Source organism: Caballeronia sp. LZ001 (assembly GCF_031450875.1).
Classification (GTDB): Bacteria; Pseudomonadota; Gammaproteobacteria; order Burkholderiales; family Burkholderiaceae; genus Caballeronia.
The window spans coordinates 72,580-95,074 of the sequence record NZ_JARTVX010000006.1 but is presented as its reverse complement, the minus strand read 5'-3'; the positions used below and the strand labels follow the sequence as shown (position 1 = coordinate 95,074).

At 60.1% G+C, this 22,495-nt stretch carries 17 protein-coding genes and 3 pseudogenes; 2 read left to right on the top strand and 18 right to left on the bottom strand.

Features of this window, described 5'->3' with window-relative positions; all coding sequences use genetic code 11:
* Window positions 1-583 precede the first annotated feature (583 nt).
* From P9292_RS41045 to P9292_RS40975, 18 genes and pseudogenes are all read right to left on the bottom strand, one after another.
* A complete protein-coding gene (locus P9292_RS41045; RefSeq protein ID WP_309965646.1) occupies window positions 584-916 on the bottom strand; it encodes a transposase in 333 nt (110 codons plus the stop codon).
* A gap of 8 nt (window positions 917-924) precedes the next feature.
* Window positions 925-1,173: a hypothetical protein gene (locus tag P9292_RS41040; protein WP_309965643.1), complete on the bottom strand. Its 249-nt coding sequence runs from the start codon at window positions 1,171-1,173 to the stop codon at window positions 925-927.
* A 208-nt stretch (window positions 1,174-1,381) separates the two neighbouring features.
* A complete protein-coding gene (locus P9292_RS43435; protein WP_409015581.1) occupies window positions 1,382-1,804 on the bottom strand; it encodes a DUF2934 domain-containing protein in 423 nt (140 codons plus the stop codon).
* Window positions 1,805-1,892: 88 nt separating this feature from the next.
* Complete coding sequence (locus P9292_RS41035) at window positions 1,893-2,117, bottom strand: hypothetical protein (RefSeq protein WP_309965640.1); 225 nt, start codon at window positions 2,115-2,117, stop codon at window positions 1,893-1,895.
* 54 nt (window positions 2,118-2,171) lie between these two features.
* On the bottom strand, window positions 2,172-2,582 hold the full coding sequence (locus P9292_RS43430) for a PAS domain S-box protein (RefSeq protein WP_409015634.1): 411 nt from the start codon (window positions 2,580-2,582) through the stop codon (window positions 2,172-2,174).
* 31 nt (window positions 2,583-2,613) lie between these two features.
* A pseudogene (locus P9292_RS41030) lies at window positions 2,614-5,001 on the bottom strand (CheR family methyltransferase); the annotation flags it as partial.
* Between the two features lie 187 nt (window positions 5,002-5,188).
* Window positions 5,189-5,860, bottom strand: a complete 672-nt coding sequence (locus P9292_RS41025) for a helix-turn-helix domain-containing protein (protein ID WP_309965633.1) — start codon at window positions 5,858-5,860, stop codon at window positions 5,189-5,191.
* Window positions 5,861-6,133: 273 nt separating this feature from the next.
* Window positions 6,134-6,922, bottom strand: coding sequence for an IS21-like element helper ATPase IstB (gene istB / locus P9292_RS41020; RefSeq protein WP_309962218.1), 789 nt, complete (start codon window positions 6,920-6,922; stop codon window positions 6,134-6,136).
* A 2-nt stretch (window positions 6,923-6,924) separates the two neighbouring features.
* The gene (gene istA / locus P9292_RS41015; RefSeq protein ID WP_309957873.1) at window positions 6,925-8,451 is read right to left on the bottom strand and encodes an IS21 family transposase; all 1,527 of its coding nucleotides are present in this window, start codon (window positions 8,449-8,451) and stop codon (window positions 6,925-6,927) included.
* A 332-nt stretch (window positions 8,452-8,783) separates the two neighbouring features.
* Complete coding sequence (locus P9292_RS41010; RefSeq protein ID WP_309936411.1) at window positions 8,784-9,080, bottom strand: DUF6723 family protein; 297 nt, start codon at window positions 9,078-9,080, stop codon at window positions 8,784-8,786.
* Between the two features lie 416 nt (window positions 9,081-9,496).
* Window positions 9,497-10,767 (bottom strand): annotated as a pseudogene (locus P9292_RS41005) (IS256 family transposase).
* Window positions 10,768-10,889: 122 nt separating this feature from the next.
* A complete protein-coding gene (locus P9292_RS41000) occupies window positions 10,890-11,882 on the bottom strand; it encodes a chemotaxis protein CheB (protein WP_309965630.1) in 993 nt (330 codons plus the stop codon).
* A gap of 276 nt (window positions 11,883-12,158) precedes the next feature.
* Window positions 12,159-12,530 (bottom strand): ATP-binding protein, encoded by a 372-nt coding sequence (locus tag P9292_RS43425; protein WP_409015579.1) that lies wholly within the window; start codon window positions 12,528-12,530, stop codon window positions 12,159-12,161.
* Window positions 12,531-12,799: 269 nt separating this feature from the next.
* Window positions 12,800-13,528: a YetF domain-containing protein gene (locus P9292_RS40995; RefSeq protein ID WP_309853610.1), complete on the bottom strand. Its 729-nt coding sequence runs from the start codon at window positions 13,526-13,528 to the stop codon at window positions 12,800-12,802.
* The gene (locus P9292_RS40990; RefSeq protein ID WP_309965627.1) at window positions 13,525-14,226 is read right to left on the bottom strand and encodes a YetF domain-containing protein; all 702 of its coding nucleotides are present in this window, start codon (window positions 14,224-14,226) and stop codon (window positions 13,525-13,527) included. Before P9292_RS40990 ends, P9292_RS40995 begins: the two co-directional genes overlap by 4 nt.
* Window positions 14,227-14,549: 323 nt before the next feature.
* Window positions 14,550-15,734 (bottom strand): hypothetical protein, encoded by a 1,185-nt coding sequence (locus tag P9292_RS40985; protein ID WP_309965624.1) that lies wholly within the window; start codon window positions 15,732-15,734, stop codon window positions 14,550-14,552.
* Between the two features lie 265 nt (window positions 15,735-15,999).
* Window positions 16,000-17,223, bottom strand: coding sequence for a UDP-galactopyranose mutase (gene glf / locus P9292_RS40980; RefSeq protein WP_309965622.1), 1,224 nt, complete (start codon window positions 17,221-17,223; stop codon window positions 16,000-16,002).
* Complete coding sequence (locus tag P9292_RS40975) at window positions 17,211-18,335, bottom strand: glycosyltransferase family 1 protein (RefSeq protein ID WP_309965618.1); 1,125 nt, start codon at window positions 18,333-18,335, stop codon at window positions 17,211-17,213. Before P9292_RS40975 ends, glf begins: the two co-directional genes overlap by 13 nt.
* A 415-nt stretch (window positions 18,336-18,750) precedes the next feature.
* Between P9292_RS40975 and P9292_RS40970 the strand changes: the two genes are divergently transcribed.
* Together P9292_RS40970 and tnpC are read left to right on the top strand one after the other, a co-directional pair.
* Window positions 18,751-20,919, top strand: a complete 2,169-nt coding sequence (locus P9292_RS40970) for a family 1 glycosylhydrolase (RefSeq protein ID WP_309965616.1) — start codon at window positions 18,751-18,753, stop codon at window positions 20,917-20,919.
* A pseudogene (gene tnpC, locus P9292_RS43420) lies at window positions 20,885-22,074 on the top strand (IS66 family transposase). The gene P9292_RS40970 and the pseudogene tnpC overlap by 35 nt, the downstream one beginning before the upstream one ends.
* Window positions 22,075-22,495: the final 421 nt, after the last annotated feature.

Genomic DNA, 22,495 nt, shown 5'->3' with positions numbered 1-22,495 from the left:
GTTCGCGCCACGGTTCGGCCGACGAGATACAACTCGCGGGCAGGAACTCCTTGTGGCTGAACGCTGTAGCAAGCTGCGCGTCATCCGGCAGAGCGTTGTCCGGAGAAAGCCACCGCGCTCGGTTGCGATCTCCCGCACGGCTGCCAGCTTTTTACGGCCCATGATCTTCGACCGGTCGATATCCCGGTCGGAGTCACCCTGGCGCATTCGCACCAGAACCTGTCGATATTGGTACATCTCGAACTATATGAACACCTCCCGTTTTGCGACAGCTTTTCGTGTGTTTCGACTACGGCAGGATGGTTGCAGCTCTATATCCGTACATGGACTCCCGCCTATGAGCAAGATCGGGTTGCAATTCGAAGGTCTAGACTGCGTCCGTACATTCGGCTTCTGATGTGCCTGCCATCGGCACGAGCCATCATGGAAGTTTGCGCGCTTGCCCCTCATCGGGCTTTTGGCTTCGTAAAGCAGCGCCCGGATATATCAGGATCAGCAAGCGCCGGTCCGACCGGTTCGCCATGCTTACCGCTTCTTGCGCAATCGCGGATGGAGTTATGAATCTCAACTCTCTACAAGATGGCTAAGCCACCTTAAAGCTGTCGTTACTGGCCAATATTGCCCACGCTATTCGCGCGGTCTTGTTCGCAAGCGCGATTGCGGCGATGCTCATATGCCGGCGTTGCATCACCGCTTTGATCCAGCAACTGTGCCGGTCATCTCGACGCCCGACGAAGCGCATCACTGCCCGCGCTCCCTGGACGAGAAGGGTGCGGAGATAGGTGTCGCCGTGTTTTGTGATGCCACCCAGCCTTGACTTGCCGCCACTCGATCGCTGCTTAGGCGTCAGACCCAACCATGCAGCGAATTGCCGCCCGTTCTTGAACTGCAGTGGGTCGCCTACCCCGCTGCACAATGCGGTCGCTACGAGCGGCCAATTCCAGGGACTGTGGCGAGACGCTGGCAGCTCTCATTGCGTTTGAATATATCGGCAATTTCAGAAGCAAGCTCGTCGATCCAGCGTTGTAACGCTGCCAACTGTTCGAGGTACATCGAACCAAGCCGGCGTAGCAGAATAGTGATGTGAGCTTCTGCATCGTTGACGAGAGCAACAATGCCTTGCCTCAACTGGACAATGCCTAATGGAAAGATGTATCCCTCTTCGGCAAACATGCTCCGTATTTGGTTTGACTTCGCTGTTCGCTCGTGAACAAGCCGCTCACGCATACGATGAACGCACTGCAATGTCCCAAAGACGTAAGTTCGCGAGCCCAGAAGTGCGAGCCGTGACATGCTTCGATACCGATCACTAGGCGCGGCCGACGCATAGCTTTGCAAAAAGTGTTTCCGGCGTCGAGACGGGATGCTTTCACCGTCTAGCCTAGGGCTTCGCGATCGCTCGTTGTCGGGTCGTCATGCTCTTGTGTAGAAAACGTTGCAGCATGAGCAATGGCGCGGAGCAGCCCAGCCACGTCTCGAAGTCGTGGGACTTTCGCGCGCCGCTCATCCGCGGACCGGGCAGGCTCACTCTCGAAGTCAACGATGAACACGTGTCTTCTGCAGAGTACCAACGCCGTTCGAAAAGATAGCGAGGCAAAACGTCTTTACAGTATCGAAACGTTCCCTCTGAAAGTACTTCCGAGAAGCTATTCGCGCGCAGACGGACAGGCGGCGCATCGACGAGTGGATGTCGGGCCACAATCTGGAGTGCGGCATACCAGTTCTCTTCCGCACTTCTCTCAGGCCGTCCTTCATTCTCCGATTGCTCATAGGCGGCCTGTCGTACACATTCAAGCTTGCCCATGTCATCTTTCGTCACGCTGCCGCAGCCCGCGTTAGCTAGTTGAAACTCTAGGCGATGCTCCCGGCGCCTCCATATCAGATTTGCTGCGTTAGTGCCCTAATGGCGAGATATCCAACGCGTCGCCTAGTGCCTTCATAAGCATGCTTTCACTATCGGCGTTGAAGCCAACGTCCATTGCAGCTAGGACGCCGTGAAACCTCCGGTTCTTCTTGTACCAAAATCCGATGGCTTTGGCATTGAGAACGACTAACCCCGACGCGTCGGTTCCAGGTAGCGGTTGAGCATGAGGTTCAGACAGCGGCAGAACAGGCATGATTCGCTTCCAGAAGGGAGAAAGGAAACCGACGCAGCAAACACGATGCCGAAGTTAAGCCTTTCCTACGACTGCCGACTTGCCACCAAGGACATCAATCGATTTCCCAAGGATGTTCTCCGGCGGATAGCCGAAGATTATTGTTGCGCCTTCATTCCAGGTCGTGATGACGCCGTGCAGGTCGGTGCTCAACACGGCAAAATCTCTGCTCGACGCAATTGCATCCCGAAGACGCTCTTCGGTGCGCTGAACGCGGGTTTCTGCCGCGCGCAGCTCGGTCACGTCGATGAAGGTCAAGACCGCTCCCCCGATCTTGTCCTGACTCGTGCGATACGGCTGAATGCGTGCAAGATAGTGCTCGCCGTCGACGCTCGTAACGCTGCGCTCGATGGGCACCAACTGCCTGAATGCAGCCGTTGCGTCTTTCACGATTTCGTTGTAACGAAGCCGGTTCGTCACATCCATGAGAGGCCGGCCAAACATCCGACGGGATGAGAGAAAACAAGCGGCGCGCCTGCGGGGTGAAACGCTTCACGGGCATCCCAGAGTCAACAAAGACAGTCGCGATTTCCGACGCTTCCATCAAATTGCTCAGATCGTCGTTGTTGCGCCCGGCCTCATCAACCTTCATGCGTAATTCGAAGTTGACTGTGGTCAACTCCTCGTTGGCGGACTGCAGCTCCTCCTTACTTGTCTCCAGCTCTTCCTTGGCCGAACGCAGCTCTTCATTGATCGCCTGAAGTTCTTCGTTCGACGCTTTCAGTTCTTCGTTTGATACGGCTGAGCGATCAAGCGTGTCCTGCAGATGCGACTTCAATGCCCGGTTCTCATCTTCCAGGCGCTGGATGGCCGCTTCGTAGGTGGTGACATCATGGCCACTTGCCTCTGGCAGAGGTGCACTGGCCTCAGGCGGTTGGTCAAAGAGTACCAGCCAGTACGTCGACTCCTCGTCGGCCGCCTTGGCAGGGTCCACGGTAAGCGTCATGACGGGACCGGTGGCGCGGCCTTCTTGGTCACGTCGACTGAACACGGCCTTCACGCGCTGCTGGGAGGCACTCGCGCGATACAACGCCGCCCGCAGCTCCAGCCGAATGTCCGGTGCCACATTGTTCAGAAGATTACGCGTGGGCACGCCTGCACTGAAAACGATAAAGTCACTGGCGCCTGGCGAGATTCGTGCGATCTCATAATCGGCGTTGATAAGCGCACTGGGGGGCGACGCGGCGGCGAGCGCACGATCGTGCAGCGCCTCAAGCGACTTGCCACGAGGCGTATCGAAGCTGCGGGTCACCGGTTTGCCTCGCGAACCAGACCGCGGATGGATTTCGGTGGCAATCAACCTCGATGGGATTCTGCCCCGGGCGTTCGCGCCAGCGTCACCGCGTAGTCGAAGAATTCGGTGCTCCTTGCTAATCGTCTCGAACGCCGTGCTGATTATGTCGATCGATTCCGCATTGCCGAGAAATAAATAGCCGCTCGGCTTCAATGCATAGGCGAACATGTCGAGAACCACCGCCTGTGCGGTACGATCAAGGTAGATCAGCAGATTGCGGCAACAGACCAGGTCGAGGCGCGAAAAGGGCGGGTCGCTTAGCACGTTATGCTGCGCGAAGACGATCGTCTGTCGCACACTGGGGTGCACGCGATACCGATGATCTTCCTCCTTCTCGAAGTAGGCGAGTAATCGTGATTCAGTCACGTCGGCCGAGATGTTTGCCGGGTAGACGCCGGCTCGGGCTACCTCAAGCGCCGCTTCATTGATGTCAGTTGCAAAGATCTGCACCCGCGGCGGCTGCGGCATCCGGTCTGCGTATTCCTGAATCAGGATCGCGACCGAGTAACTCTCCTCTCCCGATGCGCAAGCCGGTACCCAGATGCGCGCCTCTTCTCCCGCTGGGACGCCGTCCATCAAATGCGGAATGATGTCGTTTTGCAGAGCGGCAAAGGATTTAATGTCGCGAAAGAAACTGGTCACGCTGATGAGGAGATCGGCCAGCAGCGGAACAAGCTCGCTCGAGTTGTTGTGTACAAAATCTCGGTACTCCGCGATACTGGCCAGTCGGTTCACCCGCATTCTGCGCTCGATGCGACGTTGCACCGTGGCGCGTTTGTAATGTCGGAAGTCGTGCTTATTTCGATTCCGAAGTGTCGCCAGAATGTCGTACAGCGCCTTTTCGTCAGATTTGTCGTCATCCAACGTGGCTTCGGCGTCGGCGTCCGTTACCAGGGCGGCATCAGAATCCGATGAAAGGGCGCGCGGGGCTTTTGCGAGGTCGACCAACTGCCGGCCGATTTCCTTGGCACTCAAGACCAGGTCGATCGTTCCCGTGGCAATCGCCGCTTGCGGCATCTCTGCGTACTCGGCGTCGTCCGGCTCCTGCGCAATCGTGAGCCCTCCTCGCTCCTTGATGGAAGCGAGTCCCAAGGACCCGTCCCGGCCCGTTCCTGACAAAACGATGCCGATCGCGCGTTCCTGATGCACTTCCCCCAAGGTTCGGAAGAAAAGATCGATGACGGACGAGGGTCTGTTACGGCTCGCCTCACCGGGCTGCACATGTCCGTCGTCGGTGAGGTTGGTTGCAGGCGCAATGACGTACACGTGACCCGCTTCTAAGCGCGTCCTGATGCGGACCTGGCTGACGGTCAGCGGTGCGACCCGCTGCAATATCTCGGCCGCGCTGCTCTCGTGATCTGGCGAAAGATGCAGCACCAGGACAATCGCGACGGGAGCGTCGGCGCCCAGTGTTTCGAGCAGCGCCATCGCCGCCTGCAGTCCACCGGCGGAGCCTCCTATGCCTACGACCAACGGTCTCGCCAGAGCATCGGGGAGTTGCGGGAGCGAACTGGTGGGGCCATCAATGGCATTTATTTGGTTTTTTTCCATGACTCCTCGGTCGGAAGCTCGGTCGAGCAACGACGTGCTCTTCCATCGTGACGTGCCCGCGCGCAGATCCTGATGTGCAAGTCTGGCCTGCGGCTGCGTCGGCTTGACACGTTGTTCTCGACGGCGTCTTATGTTTGCATTTCAAGCGTGCGCCCGCCCGCTAGCAAACTCAGTGGCCATCGACCTATCATAATGTTGCTTTCACTGGCGCGACCGATTGCTCGGCTCGCTCGACACGGGTCGACGGCTCCGAGGCGGGGTCGGGAGCAGAATCGGAAGGATGTTCGCACCCCCTCGCGGCGCGGCGCAGGCGCATGATCGTTTGCCGCGACGTATTGAAATTGCGCGCCACCTGACTGACCGTCCAACCATTCGAAAGAGCAAGTAAGGCCTGGGCTTGATCTGACTCGGTCATGCTAAAAGGTCGGCCGGATTTCGAACCACGCAAGCTTGCGGTCTCATGGGAGTGCCGCCCTCGAAACGTGCGGACCACGCGTTCGAAGTCAACAACTAATTCGAGGCTCTCGATGAGCGCGGCGCCACTGATAGCACTGAATCTCTCTCGATTAGGCGCTAAGCAAATGGTTGCGGCCCCTTCACGTTCTATTGCCCGCAAGGTCGTCAGAGCATCGGAAACACAGTTGCCCAACGCATTCAGACCGACGACGATCAACACGTCTACGGGCCATAAGTGACGGACGGCTCGTTGCAGACCGGGTCGCTGGGCGGCTGCTGTTGAGCAGCACGCGTTTTCGTAATACAGATCGTCCGGATGAAATTGGAATCCAGCAGCCGCGATCTGCTCCAGATACCTTTCGTTGAGCGGATCGCCCCTGGCCAAATAGACTAGATATGACATTATCGCCTCGTTCGTTCGTAGATTTGGACAATATGTGGACAGCCTACGGCAGCAGGACTACCACGTGCAAGTAGGAATTGGTGGTTTTCGGACCGCAAAACCTGCGCGGTCGGCGAATGCATAAACTGCGGTAAGACAGGCGCTTTGGGGTAGGGATTGAGATGATTGAGCGTAACGGCGCCTGATTGGTGTTGCTTTTCGCCGTAAAGGGGCCGGGTGTTTTCGGCGCAATGGCGCCAGCGAAAGGCGCCTGATTCGGGGCTCGAACGGGGATCAAGAATCCTTGTTTTTACCTCCTTTCGCAAGTGCTGATTTGTTGCTCTCGGGCATCGGGCGTGGAACACGGTAGCTCTCGCCGTCGAGCACGACGCGGTATGCCGCGTGTCGCAAGCGATCAAGCGTTGCAGCGCCGAGCATTTTGTTGGTCGCGAACGCGTCGCCCCATTCCGTAAAATCCAAATTACTTGTTAAGACAGTCGATGTACGCTCGTACCTCTCGGCAATCAGATGGTGGAAGTCTTCGTCTTCGGGCGTGCGCATGGGTTTCAGTCCAAAGTCGTCAATGATGAGCAACGGCACCTTGGCAAGCGCCTGGAATCGCCGTTCGTAGGAGCCCACGGCTTGCGCGTTGCGTAGCGTGCTGAGAAGCCGAGTCTGAGTCATGAACAGGACATCGTGACCTTGCCGGGCGGCGGAGTGGCCCAGTGCCTGCGCCAGATGGCTTTTGCCTGTTCCGCAAGGACCGGCGATCAGCACGCTGACCTTCTCATCGATGAAGCGACAGGTCGCGAGATCATGGACGACGGCGCGATTAAGATTGGGTAGCCGGTCGAAGTCGAAACCTTCCAGTGTCTTCTGTCCACGGAAGTTCGCGCGGCGCATGCGGGCGTCGAGCTTTCGATGATCGCGCCGTGCGATCTCGTCCTGGATAAGCAACGTCAGGAAATCGGTATAGGCGAGCTTACGGTCGATGGCTTCACGGTTGCGTGCTTCGAGCGTGTCGAGGATGCCGGACAGTCGCAATTGCTTAAGAGAAGACGTGAGTTCGGGAATTGGATTCATGTTCAATGGATCAGGAGAGTCTGGGTATCGCGGCAGAAGCGGCCGCCGTGGGTGTAGGTGGTCGAGCCTGACTCAACAGGTTCAATCGACAGCCAGGTCTGATCGAGGCCTTTCTGCAAGATCAGCTTGACGGCTTTGTAGCTCGGCGTGCCGAAGTGATTCGCGCGACGGCAGGCCGCCTCCAGGCGCGATGCGCCGAACTGCTGAGCGAAGCGCAGCACGCCCTGGACGGCGCGCAGCTTGATGAGAACCTGATCGCCGAAGAGCGTGTGAACAAGCGCGTAGCATGACGGCCCGATACGTTGTGCTTCTCTCAGACACCATTGGGTGTCGTGCATTTGCCAGGCCTGTGCTGCTGGCGGCATGTGATCGGCCACAGTGATACGCGTTCCTGGCGTAGTCTGGCGGACATGCGATGCCGACAGTTCGTGCTCGTAGTAGAGCTGCACCATGGTGGCGGTCGCCTTGAGCCACAGATCTTTACCGGCAAGCCGGAACGGCACAGAATAGTAGGCGCGCTCGAATTGCACATGGGCGTCGCGATGAACCTTCACGCGCGCCCAGGTTGCCAGCTCGGGCGGCACATCGGGAAGCGGCTGCAACAGCGCCTGTTCGACATCCTCGAAACGCTTGAGCGGCACTTCGCGCGTCGTGCCATGCGTCCGGGTGCTGGCCTCGTGCATCACCCAGGCTCGCGCTTGCCGGTTGGCGTCGTCAAGGTCACGGAATTCGCGAAGAGGAAGGAAACTCGACTTCACGTATTTGACGCCCGACTCGACAATTCCTTTTTTAGCCGGGTCCCTCGGCGGACACGGATCGACCTTGAACGAATACCCTTCGGCGCATTGCGCGTAAGCGCGCTGGACTTCGGGTTCGTAGATGCAGGCCTTGACGATGGCACACTTGGGGTTATCGATGATGACGCGGCCCACTACGCCATTGAACCACTCGAAGGCGTGACGGTGACATAGCAACCATGTGTCGACGCTCTGATCGCGGACAAACTCAACGTATTGATGCCGCGACCAGCACAACGTCATCACGAAGAACCACGTCTTGTGGACCTCACCGGTGTGTGCATCGGTGATGGTCGGACCTGCGCCGAAATCAACTTGCGCGGCTTCTGCGGGTTTGAACTCAAGCCGCATCGGAACATCCGGCGTGAGCTCCGCCTTCAATTGCTGAAGTAGCCTGTAGACGGATGAGTAGCTTCCCGTGTAGCCGTGGTTGCGCACCAGCGCGCTGTGAATCGTCGTGCCGGGGACGCCCGCGTCGTGCCACTGGGCAATCTGTTCGCGCCACGGTTCGGCCGACGAGATACAGCTCGCGGGCAGGAACTCCTTGTGGCTGAACGCTGTAGCAAGCTGCGCGTCATCCGGCAGAGCGTTGTCCGGAGAAAGCCACCCGCGCTCGGTTGCGATCTCCCGCACGGCTGCCAGCTTCTTACGGCCCATGATCTTCGACCGGTCGATATCCCGGTCGGAGTCACCCTGGCGCATTCGCACCAGAACCTGTCGATATTGGTACATCTCGAACTTCCTCTTCAAGCCACCCTCCGGAGCAAATGCGTGCCGGCAGAGTAGCGGTTGGTGAAGTTCGAGCGCCCGACTCAGACGCCAGTGGCGCCTTTACGGCGAAAATCTACTGGCGCCTATATGCCGAAAAACTTGCGGCGCCTAAACGCCGAAAACTCCCTGGCGCCTTTATGCCGAAAACGGTTTGGCTCCTTAACGGCGAAAGTTCACAATTGGCACGTAGAAGTGCGGGTGGCCACACTGCGGTTTCTCACACTTTTACGCGGTCGCGTCTGAGTTGCGTACGCCGCGTCCTAACGATTCCCGTGCTTCCCTGCCGCTAACCCCTATAACTCTGGATAAGCTAGATCAGCGGCAACGATCTCCGTCCCGAGCGTTACAGCCGCAACGGATGCCTCTTGTTTCGTAGGAAATGGGCCAATCGGCGCTGCCCCGTCGAAGGGATACAACAGCCGACCGTCGGTCGTACGCACAACCTTCAACTTGCCGTAAAAACCGCTTGCCTCCGTGCCTCTGTACGACGCATAGACAACGAAGTCGCCCTCTCCTGTGCCTGCTGTCGGTGGCACGGGCTTGCTCGGATAAAGGACCAGCTTGGGTCGTTTGCCTGTAATGTGTGCCATTGGTGAAGGCCATGTGAGTGGAGACAAGCTATCTCAGCATTGCCCAAGCCAAGCGGTCAGGCACCTGCTCAGGGAAACGAAGGTCGCTCGCAGGCGATGCGAGGGCCGCCCCGCTCACCCGTAGGCTCTCGACGGAAGTATCAGACGCAAGACGCGTACGTTTTGGATACCTTAGGGACGAAGAACACGTCTGTTCCTGGATGACCGTTCGCCCAAGCGACAATCCTTCTTACATTCGTCTCGCCATTGACGAGGACTCGGGAGGTAGGAAGGCGGGGAGGACCGAGGGGCGCGCAGGAGGGCGAGGTAAGAGAAGGAGGACGGAGAGCGAAAGACAAGAGACGCGCGGGTCGTTTGTAGGTCGTTCCCTATATCGGAACCTGTCCGCATTTTTGTGTGCGAGGCGGTCAGCGGAGTCACCCGCGTGCGTTGGTGAAACGCTCTCCAAACAGGATGGCAAACTGGTTCATCGCGGACGACCAGTCGAACGCCGCGCGTACTGACTTTGCCAGCACGTTGCGCAATGCCAGCCACAGCAGCTTGATGGCGGCCTCGTCATTGGGAAAGTGGCCGCGTGTCTTGATGATCTTGCGTAGTTGCATGTTCAGACTCTCAATGGCGTTTGTGGTGTAGACGACACGGCGTATGTCCGGCGGAAACACGAAGAACGGTGTGACGTTCTCCCACGCCCGTCGCCACGACTGCACGATAGTCGGATACTTCGCACCCCACGGGCCTTCGGCAAAGGCCTCCGGGGCCTGCTGAGCGGCCTGTTCACTCGCGGCGGCATAGACCGGGCGCAGCGCTGCGGCCACGCTCTTGCGGTCCTTGTAGCTGGCGTACTCCAGACTGTTGCGGAACAGATGCACGATGCAGGTCTGCACGGCCGTGCGCGGGTACGCCGTGCCAATCGCCTCAGCCAGTCCCTTCAGGCCGTCGACCACCGCGATCAGGATGTCCTGGCAGCCCCGGGTCTTCAGTTCGTTGAACACTTTCAGCCAGAACTTCGCACCTTCGGTCTGTTCGATCCACAGGCCGAGCACATCGCGCTGGCCGTCGGCCTGAATGCCCAGCGCCAGATACACCGCCTTGTTGCTCACCACGCCGTCGCCACGGATCTTCACACGCAGCGCGTCGAAGAACACCATGGGTACATCGGCTCAAGCGGACGGCTTTGCCAGGCGAGCGCTTCAGCCATGACTTCGTCGGTGACCGAGCTGATGAAATCGGGCGAAACCTCGGTGCCATAGGCTTCGGCCAGAAACGCCTGGATCTCGCGCACACTCATGCCGCGCGCGTACATGGCGATGATGCGCTCGTCGAAACCGGTAAAACGGCGCTCGTGTTTCGGAATCAGGATGGGTTCAAAACTGCCGTCACGATCACGCGGCAGATCGACCCTGAGCGGGCCATAATCGGTGATGAGCGTCTTGCCGCTGGCGCCATTACGTTCGTTGTCCTGGCCGTCGGATTTCGGCTGCCCTGCCAGGTAGCCCAGATGCATCTTCATCTCGGCGCCCATCGCGCGCTCGATGAGTGCCTTGTTGAACGCCAGCATCAGGTCCTGGACCTCGGTGGGCGTCATCGGGCCTTTGACCAGGTCATCCAGCAGACCTTCCGGAAGGGCAGGCAGCGGCCCTCGGGCCGCTGCCTGAGAAGCGACGGTGCGTTTCTTCTTCATCGGCATATCCATGACTTTTACCTTTCATAATATGCCTCGCCCACAGAATTACGGATAGGTCGTTTATATCGGGACAATTACCTGTCGAGCACCATCCACGCGCCTCAGGTGCACCCTCATCGCAACCCTTAAGTATTGATCAGGCCCTCTCGCACAATGCGCATCGTTGACGCTTTTGCCTCCTCAAGCGTGGCAACTCGGGCAACAAGATGCGAGACGTCATGTCCGGCCAGCTTTCCCTCTTCGGGTTGCTCGCGTGCCAAGAAGATTCGTTCTTCAATTGCCCGGAGCGCCTGCCAAATCGCATTCTCGGATTGCCGGCGTTGCTCATCTTCCAGCGCCACTGCGGAAAAAGCGTGACCGGTGTGACAGCGGTAGCGCAGCGGCATCCCGCTACCGATGCGCCATACCACGCCGCCGCAGTCTGGGCAGGTCAGCGAACTGCGCACGCCAATGGCATCGAGATCAGCCAGTTCGATATTCCCGGTCCGCATCATTCTGTCTTCCGACTTGGCCGCCAATGCGTCCGCTTGATTGTGTGCCTTTGGAGTAGTCATGATTGCCTCCAGTGCTTGACGGATGGCCGCGCCTAGCTCCGCAATGGGAGCCACGACGTCAGCGGTAGCGGATCGCAGCGCATTGATGGGCATGCTAGGCGAGCGGCAATCAGATGGATCCTGGACGATGGTGTACCCGCCGCAGGCGCGCACCGCCCGCATCCCTGCGGCCCCGTCGTCGAGATCACCGGTCAGAACAACCCCGATCACTCGATGGCCGTACGTGACAGCCGCTGAGCGAAACAAAGGATCCGCCGCTGGGCGGGTGAAGTTCTCTTTTGGTCCATTCGAAAGCAAAGTTCTGCCGTCCAAGAGCAACAAGTGACGGTCGGACGGCGCGATGTAAATTGTCGATGGTGCAAAAGGCTCATTGTCTGCGGCATGTCTTACCGGCAAATCGCACACGCTTTGTAAGATGGCTGGCAAAACACTCGGATAGGCACCGATATGCATCACCACGAACACCGAGGCGGGCAGATCCCTTGGCAGCGTACTGAACAACTGCTTGAGCGCTTCCAGGCCGCCGGTGGATGTTGCTACTACTACAATATCTCGTCGTTGCATTTGTTCCTCGCTTGATGATAGCGCTGGGCGTGCTTGTCCTTGTCTTCCGCGCTGCTTAGGCAGCCGCCAAGCCAATATCGAGGCGTCGCCGCTACATCAAGGGCGCAGCCAGGCGTTTCTCGAATTCGATGTCGCCTTTCTATGTCTGTGTGCGACTGCCGATCCTGCGACGAGACTTCGAGGACGAGGCTGACAGGCAACGCAACGCCGAGACCGGATGGCGCGTGAGACCCGTTTTGGCATACTAGGCGGGAATGTCCAGTGTGAACACCGTATCTAATGATAGGACGTCACGTTCAGCGATCCTCCGTGTGCCAATGCAATCTGCGATGAAATGTATTGGCCGAGGCCCAACCCTCCTTGCGCTGGCCGTTTCGCATCGCGTTGAAACGGCTGAAAGTTTTTCCAACGCTGCGGGCGTAATCGTCGGCCCGGCGTCGGCCACCGACAGTCGCAAGCCCTTTGAGTCATTGGACGCGACAACGCGGATGGGCTGATCGCTTGCTCCATGCGATGCGAAATTGCATTGCCCAGCAAATTCGAAAACAGCTGACTCAGGCGAGCGTGATCGCCCTCGAACGGGAGCTCAATGTTCAGCTGCGTTTCGATCGTTCTCTCTGGCCATGCCAAACGGACTTCGGCGGTCACATGCAAAAGTTCCGGTTCGATAGATCGTTTCTCTGTCAACAGTACAAGGCCGCCGCCGAGGCGACCTCGCGCGATTCAAGGAGGTTATCGATCAGGTCACTCATTCGCTTTATGCTCCCCGTCACCACTGCGTGGACGGATCCCTTGAAGCGGTCTGCCGGCCCTACCGCGCCGCCTTCTGCGGCCGACAGTTGGCTCGAACACCGCTTCGCCGTACGCACGATCACAAATTATTGCCGACGGTCTTGCAAGGGAAATTCCATAAGGCGTCACAGACCGTCCTGGCCTCGTCCGAACGTCTCAATGTTTGTAGCCGTCGTTCGCTCAACCGGCACCCTGACAGAGGATTCCCACCGCTTGAACTCGCATGCCTGGCAGGCCGTCGCCGGGCGCTCGTCGGACTGCACCGTGGACGCGCAGCCCCAGCACGAAAAGTAGCCCCGAGCGCCGATAGCACCGAGCAGCGACTCTTCCATATCAGGCCGCACCGCCAGCCCAGGACACTGCTCGGCCTTCCAGACGATGCTCATCGAACCGGAAGCCTCAAGATAGACGCGTCGCAGTTGCCCGAGATGCGCGACGTTCGCGGCTCGGAGCTCAGATTGAAGCATTTCCCGTGAAATCAGTCCGCGCTCCAGTTCTTTTAGCAAGATCCGTCCGTCCTTCACGACAATCGAAACGTCGCCCTGCTCCAACACTTCGAACTTTCGCCACCGCAACCCGGCCTGCGCGCTGAGCCGTTGAAGGGCGACCACTGTCAGGAGCACGATGGCAGCCGGGAGCACGCCTTGCGACGACACCTGGATCGGCAGACCAACTGCGGCGCCGAGCATCAGAATCACGGCTAATTCGATCGTGCTCAACTGTGCCGCCATACGCTTGCCCATCATGCGCATCGCGACCAGTAGCAACAAGTACATCACTATGGCCCGCGGGATGATCTCCACGAGGAACGCCCACGGGCCATCACCGATCAACAACCGCTCTATAAATCTCATCGACGCTCCACCTCAGTGACCGCGTAGGTCCATGCGAGCGCGCCACAATGGCTGCAGCTGAATTCTTCGGCATGCGTCTCCCTTACCGTGTTGCCGCAATTCAGGCAAGCGCGGTAGCCGTCGACGCGCGCTTCGTTGCGTAGCTCGTCGTCTATTTCCGGCAGCACAGATAAGCCGGGCTTGGCCGGGCGTGCCGGTATAAAAGAAAACGATCCCGATGGCTCCATGTAGAGCCGACTGACCTGGCCGAGGTGTTGCCACCCCGCCAGGCGCATCACCTCGTAGATCTTTTCACGCGGCACTGCGGCCAGCTTAAGTTCGGCGGCTTCCAATCGCCCTTCGCGGACCAGCGGTGTGACGTCTGTCGCCACCATCGTCTCGACCTGCCGATAATTGATTCCTGCCTTCGCAATTAGTCGTTGCAGGCCAATTGCAACTAAGGCAATCACCAACGGCGGCAACATGCCCCGATTGGCCGCCTGCAGCGGCACGCCGATCGCCGCCGCTAGGGTCACCACTATGGAGATTTCAAAGAGGGTGTATTGGGCCGCGACGCGTCGACCAAGCAGCCGCATGGCAATGACGAGGAGCACATACGTGACGCCCGTCCGCAGCAGCACCTCGAGCAGGAAATTCCATGAGGCGTTGCCGAAAAGAAAGCGATGCCAGTCAGTAAGACTGAACGGACGGGACGCCATGGATGCACCTGATCCTGAGATGACCGAAGCGCAAGCGCATTGCGCGTGCCCGGCAGACGCAAACCGAATGGGCCCAGCGTACTGCACGTCACAGACACTGGGCTTATACCGGTCGCCGCTGCGAAGGCTCCGCTCACATCGTCAAGGATAGTGACCGCACGACTCACCCGAGCACCCTAGTCGTGCGACTCTACCGCAGCACACATGTAGCGGTGCCGCCGGCGCTCCGTCCTTGCAAACATCTCCTGCGGCGACGCACGTGCCGCAAACGGGTGGTTTGCTGGCGCTCAGCCGGGGTCAACCCCTCCTAACGCACGCCGGCGTCATCCACCTGCGCCACCCAGTTGATTATCCGCCCCGGCGGTCCGGCCGCGCGTGGCGGCGCCGAACCAACTCTGCCCGACGCGATGTTCGGCGATGGCGCCGAGCGCGAGCACGGTTGAGCCGAGTTCGAGCAGATGCGCCGGAGACATCGCGTTCGACAGCCACCAGAACGCGAGCAGCGAGCCCATGCGCATGACGAGCATCACGAGATCTCGCGCGACGATGCGGTCCACGAGCTGGCCGCGTATGTCCAGCGCGCGCTGATTGAGCACATGCTCGCTCGCGTTGAGGAACGGACCCGCAGCCGCGCGAAGGATCGAATGCGCGACGAACAAGGCCGGAAGCAACGCGCTGAAGCCGAGCAGGACGAACGAAATGGCGACGGCGAGGCACGACCACCCGAGCCAGCCCGCGCGGTTATGCACGCCGCGGCTCTTGCGCGTCATGTAGAGCGCGACTGCGCCCGCGAGTCCCGCGACGGTGGACACCCAGCCGAGGTCGCTCGCCGAACCGAGCGACATTGCCGCGCCGACCGACCCGACCGCGCCGCCGACGCCGAGCAGTCCCGACTCGACGAAAAAGAGCGGCAAACACGCACGGAATTCCGGTTGCGCGATGACGCCGAGCGGATTCGTCGCGGGGACCATCGGCGCTTCGGAGACATGGCGCCCGAGCGCAAGGCCCGCGACCACGCACACGACGCCATACCCCGCGTACAGCACGTGACTGCTGTTGTCCGTCTTCGCGAGGCAGAGCGTGGCGACGAGCGTCGCGATGATGCCGCCCGCAACGGCGAGCGCGCCGGAGCGCGAGGCATAGCTATCGCGTTCGGAGTCGGTCAGCACGCTCATTTCGAGCCAGTAGCGGGCGCTCCACGTGAGTCCGAGGAAGAAGCCGTAGACGGCCGCCATCACCGGAATGGAGTCGCCGCCGCAGAGAAGCAGCGCGCCGGGCACGAGAAAGCTGAGGCGCATCAGCCGCCGCCCGGTGAGTCCGAGGCGCGGGCCGAGCAAATAGACGAAGAGTGCTGCGCCGCTCGCGTCGCACAGCATGTAGGCGGTAAAGCGAAACATGGCGTCAATCTCATCGACACCGACGACGAAATAGCCGATAAAACCGGCCAGCGTCCCGATTGCTCCCTGCAGGGAGACAAAGAGGAGCATTTCCTGCTCGTGCTTCGACATGGTCTTGCGTTGAATGATCGATGTCCGGCACCGCGCATTGCAGTGTCGGACTGGCACCGGGCCAGACAGTGATGCTCGGTGCATCGTCGCTGAGCGAGGCGACGATTCGATCGTCCTCGGTAAGGAATGCCGATTTCACTTCCATCGCGATGGCCATACCCGGAAACTCCATCGCGGCGAAAGTGTAGTGTTAATCGGCGCTTACCTGCAAGACAAAACCCCCTAAAAACCACGGTAAAACATACCTTTCTATTGCGTGAAAGAATCAGACGGCAGCGACCTCGGCGCGAGTCCGGAATCCTTCCGCCGTGGCGATGCGCTTGACGAGGCTCAACGCCTGAGCCACCACCTGATCCATGTTGTAGTAGCGGTAGCTTCCGAGCCGTCCCGCGAAGATGACTTCCGGATGCGCCTGCGCCAGCGCCTCATAGCGTTTGAACAACTCCGCGTTCGCCGGCCGCGGAATCGGATAATAAGGGTCGCCTTCGGCGCTCGGATACTCGTACGTTATGCTCGTTTTCGCGTGTTGCTGGCCCGTCAGATACTTGTACTCGGTGATGCGCGTGAAGGGCACGTTCTCGGCCGGATAATTCACCACGGCAAGCGACTGAAAGTGCTCCTGGTCGACGGTTTTGTGCCGGAACGCGAGCGATCGATAAGGCAGTTTCCCGAGACAGTGATCGAAGTACTCGTCGATGGGTCCCGTATAGACGAGCCTGCGATACGTCACCTCTTCGCGGACCTCCCGATAGTCTGTATTGAGCATGACCTTGATATTCGGATGCGCCAGCATCTTCTGGAACATGCGTGTATATCCTTCAAGCGGCATGCACTGATACTCGTCGTTGAAGTAGCCGTCATCGGCCGTCGTGCGCACCGGCACGCGCGAAGTCACCGACCGGTCCAGTTCCGACGGGTCCATGCCCCACTGCTTGCGGGTGTATCCACGGAAGAACTTCTCGTACAGTTCGCGGCCGATCTTGCTCACCACCACATCTTCAGATGTCCTGATTTCTTCGAGCGGCTCGGCGCGCGCCGCGAGAAACGCCTCCGCCTGCTGCGGCGAAAGGTCGATTGAATAGAGGCGATTAAGCGTGGTCAGATTGATCGGCACGGGCACCAGCATGCCGTCCACGGACGCGAGCACGCGATGCCGGTACGGTCGCCATGCCGTGAATTTCGATAGATAATCCAGTACGCGCCGCGCGTTCGTGTGAAAGATATGCGGCCCGTAACGATGAATCAGAATGCCGTCCGCGTTGTACTCGTCGTAGGCATTGCCTGCAATATGCGGGCGCCGGTCGATGAGAAGAACTCGCTGGCCGTACTCGCTCGCGAGTCTCTCGGCCATCACGCTGCCCGCGAAGCCCGCGCCGACGATCAGATAATCGAAGCCTTTGCGATGCTGTGGGCGCGCATCGGGCTGCGACGGATGACCGCTCGAGCCGGAACTGGAAGATCCATTTGCTGTCGTTTCTATGATGCGCATTTCTTCACCTCGGCAAGCATTGCGGCGCACGTGTTGTCCCACGAAGTTCCGGCCAGCACCGCTTCGACGCGGCCGATGAATGCGGCGCGGTCCTGTGCTGCCTCCAGCGCCTTTTTGATGGCTCGCTCGAAGCCGCTTGCATCGTCGGCGATGCGGACCACGCCGCTCTCGCCATAGCGCGACACCACATCGACAATGGGCGTCGATACCACGGGGCGGCCGGCCGCGAGATATTCCGGCGTCTTCGTCGGGCTGATATAGCGCGTGGCCTCGTTGATCGCGAAAGGCATCAGCGCGACGTCCCAGCCGGCGAGATAGCGCGGCAGATCGTCGTAGGACTTCTGGCCGAGATAGTGGATGTTCGGTGCTTGCGGCAGATCAGCGGGCCGAATCTTCGCCACGGGACCGAGCATGACGAACTGCCAGTCCGGCCTCGCGGCGGCGAGCGCGCCGATCAGCGCGGCGTCGAAGCGCTCGTCGAGCACGCCGTAAAAGCCGAGTCGCGGGCGCGGTATCGATGTTTGGTCCGGAGGCTCGGTCAGCGGCGCGCGCGCCTTCTCGAAGTGCGCGACATCGACACTGCTCGGAAACGCATGCACGTTATGGTGAAACCGCCGCTTCGACTCATAGAGACTCTGGCCGCCCGTGAAGACGACATCCGCCTTGCGCATGAGCCGCGTTTCGCGCTCCGTGAGTTGCTGCGGCGCGTTCTTGAACGCCGAGAGCTCGTCCATGCAGTCATACACGATAAGCCTCGCGTCGAGATGATCGGTAAAAGCGAGCGTCATCGGCGAGTAATACCAGAGACCGAGTTCCCATGTGCCCGTGTCCGCCAGATACGCGTCGAGCAGCGCGCGTTGCGCGTGCTCGTTCTCTTCCTGCGTGAATCCGGACGGAAGGCATGGCGTCAGCACGCGAATGCCTTCGTCAGCGGTCCGAACGTCGAGGGACGGCGCGGCGGTATCTGTTCGTCGAGGCTCTTCGAAGAAGAGCACTTCCGCCTGCTTCGCGATGCGCGACAGCAAGTGCTGCGGTCGCTGATACACGAAGTTCCAGCGCAGGTGCGAGAGGCATAGGAACGTTCGCGGCAGGCCCGATCGCGCGATGGACATGCGCGGGCGAGCGGGCGTCGACGGACTGTCTGCGGACCCGGCCGCGCTGGCGGCTGCGGGTTCTGATCGGGCTTGAGTCTCACGCAAGGGGGTGCCTCCGGAAGTCACTGCCGGACGGATATCCGCCCGGACATTCATCCATTGCGTCGGTGAGATCCGAAGCTCGGCTGCTTTCGCCTCGCGTTGAAGCCCGGTGACGCTACGCATCGCACGCGACGGCTCGCACGCAGAGTCCGGCAAGGCACTCATGCGCGTGTCGTCGCGCTTGCTGACAAATCTGCGACATGAGCGGCAATCGTTGTTCCAGCGCGAGCGTGCGCGGGGCAAACACTGATCGCGCAGGGCGACGGCATACCGAGTGCTTGAATACGTCGGGGAACGCTCTCACCTCGTACTAATTTTCAGGATGCTGGACATGGATGATCGGCTGGTGCTGTGGGGAGGACTGGAATGCACAGTCAACCGGGTGCGGGATACCTTCTTCAGCCAGTTGGACCGTAACGGACATGCGACGCGGGAGGACGATCTGCAGCGCTTCGCGTCGCTGGGCATACGGGCGCTGCGCTATCCGGTGCTGTGGGAAAGAACAGCGCCGTCGAGTATCGACGAAGCCGACTGGTCATGGCTTGATGCGCGCTTGCCGACGCTTCGTGCATTGGGCGTGGAGCCGATAGCGGGCCTCCTGCATCATGGAAGCGGGCCGCTGCCCGGCGGACTGCTCGACCCGCACTTCGCCAGCAGGCTCGCGGAATTCGCACGAGCGGTCGCTGAGCGCTATCCGTGGCTTTCGTACTACACGCCGGTCAACGAGCCGAACACCACCGCGCGATTCAGCGGGCTGTACGGCGTGTGGCATCCGCACGGCACGAATGACCGGACATATCTCGAAGCGCTTATCAATCAGTGCAAGGCGACGGTGCATGCGATGCGAGAAGTGCGGAAGGTCAACCCGCGCGCGTTGCTCGTTCAGACCGACGATCTTGGCAAGACGCAAGGCACGCCGGCCATGACCGAGCTCGTCAACTTTTACAACGAACGCCGCTGGCTTTCGTGGGACCTGCTTTGCGGCAAGGTGACGCGCGAACATGCGCTGTGGCGATACATCATGGATGCGGGCGTCGAAGAAGAAGACGTGCTGTGGTTCGTCGACAATCCGTGCCCGCCGGATATCGTCGGCATCAACTACTACATAACGAGCGAGCGCTGGCTTGATCACCGGACGCATCAGTATCCGCAGGCGTACCGGTGCGAATGGTACGGCCAGCGTTTCGCGGACATCGAAGCGGCGCGCGCGCTCGCGCATCCCCCGCAGGGCATACGGACCGTGATCGACGAAGCGTGGCAGCGGTATCGCTTGCCGCTCGCAGTCACGGAAGCGCATATCGACTCGACGCGTCAGGACCAGTTACGCTGGCTGTACGAGATATGGACTGCCGCTAGCGAGGCACGCGCGCAAGGCGCCGACGTGCGCGCGGTGACGGTCTGGGCACTTCTCGGTTCGTACGATTGGAACTGCCTCGTCACCGAAGAGCGCGGCTATTACGAATCCGGCGCATTCGACGTGCGCGCGCACGCGCCGCGCGAAACGGCCGTCGCCGCGCTCATGCGCGACCTTGCCGCTGGTCGTCCGCACGAACATCCCGTCATGCACGGTACGGGATGGTGGCGTCGGCCGGGGCGCTTTCTCTGCGAGCCAGTCGTGTTCGACGGATTCGGCGCCCTCGAAGAGTATGCAGCACCTGCGCGCTCGCGCGACGAGACGAACGCGGCCGCACCGATACTCGTCGTCGGCGACGGCGCGCTGGCGCAACTCTTCGCCACCCTCTGCGCGGAGCGTGACTTGCGATACGCCACCGTGTCAGCGGACGACTTGCTGGATAGCGATGCCATCGGCAAGTTCAAACCCTGGGCGGTCATTAACGCCATGTATCCGGTCGATGTCGAAGAAGCCGAGCGCGGTACAGCTGATCATCTTGGAACGATCAAGAAATCGGCAGCCGCGCTTGCCAAGGCGTGCGCCGCAGACGGCATCGAATATCTCGGGTTTTCGTGTGACCTCGTCTTCGACGGACGCGCAACGCACCCCTACGTCGAGACCGACGACGTGAGTCCGGTCAATCGCCTGGGCCGTTGCATGACGCAAACCGAGCGCGAAGTGCTGCGGTGCTTTCCGGAGGCGCTCGTTGTTCGAACCGGTCCTGTCTTCGGGCTCTGTACGCGCCCGAGCTTTTTGGACCGCGCCTTGCGCGCACTCGTCGACGACTGCGCCTATGTGGCCGCAAAGGATGTGACCGTCTCGCCGACGTATGCGCCGGACCTCGCGCACGCATGCCTCGATCTGCTGATCGATCGCGAATCTGGTGTCGTGCACCTGACCAACCGCGGCGCGCTCACCTGCTTCGAATTTGCGGTGCAAGCTGCACACATCGCGGGTCGGGATCCGAGACTCGTACAAGCGCGCACCATCGAGGCGATGCATCCCGCCGCGCCGCAGCCTCTCTATCGCGCGCTTACCAGTCGGAGGGCGGCCGTCCTGCCGACACTCGACGATGCACTTCGCCGCTGCATTGAAACCGGGATTTAAACGCGTCCAACAGCCATTCACGCCCGATCAGGCCGATGCAAAACGGCAGACGAACCGCTTAACGTTCTTTGCATTACATCAGATTGCACAACTCAATCGCGCACGCTTCGGGTCGAGCTCTGAGCGCCTGGCTGGTCAGGCCGAGCTGTTTGACGCCGCCATAGATATTCCCGTTCCTCCCGAGCCGGCGAAGGTTCAAGTCACAGGGCACAGCCGCGAGGGACGCCCCGCGCTGCCAAAGGACTTGCCACGCACGCGCATCGAATATGATCTGAGCGACGAACAGAAGGCCGCATTCGACGCGCTTGAGCGCATCGGCGAAGAGCGTAGTGAGACGCTGCATTACGAGCCGTCAAGGCTCACGGTCATCGAACATATCCGCTTCAGGTATGCAGCGAAGAAGGATGGCGAGTCGACCGTCGTGACGGCGAGCGCTCAGACCTCGCCGCTGCCCAAGAGTAATGCGAGCGCGAGTCGGCTCGCAAACATCCTGGTGAGCACCTACGTCGATCATCTGCCGTTGAATCGGCAAGAGACGCGCTATGCGCGCCGTGGTATTCACCTGCCGCGGGCCCGCTGTGCGAATGGAAGCTGGCCGCAGCAGAATTGCTCGCTGCGCTTCTGCCACCGCTGCGTGCGCACCAGTTACAGGCGCCGCGCATGCACGTCGACGACACGACGCTGCCTTTACTTGAGAAGGGCCGCAAGACCACCCGCACTGCTCGATTATGGGGCTATCTGGGTGCGGGCCAACGCGAGGAGAATGGCGTCTGGGTAGATCACCCTCCGGCGGTCGTGTTCGAGTTCGCTGAATCGCGCGCGGGCTCGCATCCGCAGGGCTACCTAAAAACTTACTAGGGCTACTTGCAGGCCGACGCATACAGCGGGCACGAGGCCCTTTATGAGACCGGCGACATCATCGCGGTCGGTTGTTGGGCGCATTGCCGCCGTCGGTTCTTTGAAATCGCCAAGACCCAAAGCAAGCCGGGACTCGCGGCACAGGCGCTGCAATGGATCGCCCAGCTATACGCCATTGAGTCGCGAATCAACCTGACCGCAATATGCGGCGCGGCAAGCGGAGACCTTGCCGGTATTAGCGCACTTCCGGCAATGGTTGGAACGCAACGTCATCGGTTTGCCGACTCAGGCCGCTGAGTTATATCGCCTCTATCTGACCATCGGCAAAATGCTAACGGCGAAGGCACGGTATAAGGATGTTCAGTACAGTGCCCGGAGCGCTGTCGCCCACGCGTGGATATTCGCCAATAGCTGCTCGCTGTTCTTGGTTTCGTGTTTGATGCACCGCCGCCCACTTCGCAGAATCGGGTACAGCGTTAGAGTCAGGAAAGCGACGGCGGCATCCTTACATCGGGATCGAGGTTTTCCCTGCCCGTGTTAGAAGCATGCGCCTTTAGCCGGCAGTACTGGCGTGACGGCCAACTTCAAAAAGCACATTCATGCGATAAATTTAGCGATAGTCGCAACTACCATGATCGTTTCCAGAACGCCTTGCATTCCCTGATTGCAGGTATTGAAGGAAACGATTCATACCGCCCCGCTTCGGTCAGCAGCGACT